Origin of the sequence: Streptomyces beihaiensis (genome assembly GCF_026274175.1) — a bacterium.
GTDB classification, from domain to species: domain Bacteria; phylum Actinomycetota; class Actinomycetes; order Streptomycetales; family Streptomycetaceae; genus Streptomyces; species Streptomyces beihaiensis.
The window spans coordinates 1-1,867 of record NZ_JAPHNL010000183.1 but is presented as its reverse complement, the minus strand read 5'-3'; the positions used below and the strand labels follow the sequence as shown (position 1 = coordinate 1,867).

The following is a 1,867-nucleotide window of genomic DNA, read 5'->3' as shown; positions in this document are numbered from 1 at the left end:
CCCGCCGCGCCGAACGACCCACGGCACCGCGGCACCGCGGCACCGCGGCACCGGCCGCACGGCGCACGGCGCACGGCCGCAGCCACGGACACGGACACGGACACGGACACGGCTACCCGGCCGGCAGCACCGCCGACACCCGAAAACCCCCGCCCTCCGTGGGCCCGGACACGAACACCCCGCCCAACCCCGCCACCCGCTCCCGCATCCCCACCAGCCCGTTCCCCCCTGACGGCAAGCCCACCTCCGCGGCGGCTCCCGGCACCGGCGGCGCCTCGTTCTCCACCTGCATCGCCACCTCCGCCCCCCGGTGCGCGAGCCGCACATACGCCTTGGCCCCCGCCGCATGCTTGTGCACGTTCGTCAACGCCTCCTGCACGACCCGGTACGCCGTCTGTTCCACCACCGCCGCATACGTACGCGCCTCCCCCTCCACCAGAACCTCCACCACCATCCCGGCCGCCCGCGACTGCTCCACGAGCGCGTCCAACTCGGCCAGGCACGGCCCCCCGTCGGCACCGGCCGCACCCACGGCCCCCGACTCCCGCCCAGCCCCGGACTCCGGCACCGACCCGGATCTCGCCCCCGGCTCCACCCGCGACGCCGCCGCGGCCGCCGCCTCCCCCACCGCCGCCAACGGAACACCACGCCCCGCGGCCGACTTCCCCGACCGCAGCACCCCCAACATCTCCCGCAACTCCGTCAACGCCTGCCGCCCCATGTCCCCCACCAGTGCCGCGTTCCTCACCGCCTTCTCCGGATCCTTACGCGCCACCGCCTGCAACGCCGCCGCGTGCACCACCATCAACGACACCCGGTGCGCCACCACGTCATGCATCTCGCGCGCGATCCGCGTACGCTCCTCGCCCCGCGCCCACTCCGCCCGTTCCTCGGCCCGCTCCGCCAGCAGCGACAACTCCCGCTCCAGCGACTCGTTCCGCTCCCGCAGGCTCTCCATCAGACGGCGCCGCGCCCCCACGTAGAGCCCGAGCAGCAACGGCGGAGCCGTCAGGCCCACCGCCGCCGTCACCGCCACCAACGGCACCACCCACCCGGCCACCTGCACCGTGTCCGGATGCGACCCGCCCTGCTGCTGCGCCCGCACCACGCCGACGATCAGCGCTCCGACGAACGACATCCCCGCCAGCGCCCCGATGATCCGCCGCGGCATCTCCGACGCCGCCAGCGAGTACAGTCCGACCACCGTCAGCATCACGCCCATCGACGCGGGCGTGATCGCCACGGACACCAGCACCACGGCGATCGGCCACCGCCGCCGCAACAGCAACGACGCCCCGGCCAGCACCCCGAAAACAACACCCACGGGCACCGGCAGCCCGGCCTTGTGCGCGAACGGAATCCCCTCGACCGCGCACTCCGCGGCGGACAGCGCCGCGAGCACCAGATCGAACAGCGCGCTCCGCCACCGCTCCCACCACCACGGCCCACCGGCCGTGGTTCGGTGTGCTTCCCCCGTCGTCGTCATACGCCCACCCTACGGGCGCCCGGCACCCGCTTTCCGGCGACTTTTACCCACTGGCCTACACCACATCCGGCGTTCGAGCGGAAGCGAAACCGTCCGATATCCCTCGAACTGTTGATCCGTGGCCCCGTACGCCCCGGAAGGCCGGGGCTCAGGAGCGCTGAGCTGTACCGTCGCGCCGAAGGCCGGTGGTACGGCATAGTAGAGGCGGCCTCCGCGAATGATCGAGAGAATCGGGCATAGCGGACAACCATCCCGAGTCGTCTAATGGCAGGACAAATGGTTTTGGTCCATTGAATGAGGGTTCGATTCCTTCCTCGGGAGCACCACTTCGGGGCCCCGCCGACGCGGCGGTCTCGTTCGTCGGCTCGACCCCGATCGCCT

General features: G+C 72.4%; 1 protein-coding gene and 1 tRNA gene. One reads left to right on the top strand and one right to left on the bottom strand.

What is annotated here, in order from left to right; all coding sequences use genetic code 11:
• Window positions 1-112: 112 nt before the first annotated feature.
• Complete coding sequence (locus OFY01_RS16495; protein ID WP_266600605.1) at window positions 113-1,486, bottom strand: sensor histidine kinase; 1,374 nt, start codon at window positions 1,484-1,486, stop codon at window positions 113-115.
• A 250-nt stretch (window positions 1,487-1,736) separates the two neighbouring features.
• Here OFY01_RS16495 and OFY01_RS16490 point away from each other — a divergent pair.
• Window positions 1,737-1,807, top strand: a tRNA-Gln gene (locus OFY01_RS16490).
• The last annotated feature ends 60 nt before the right edge of the window (window positions 1,808-1,867 follow it).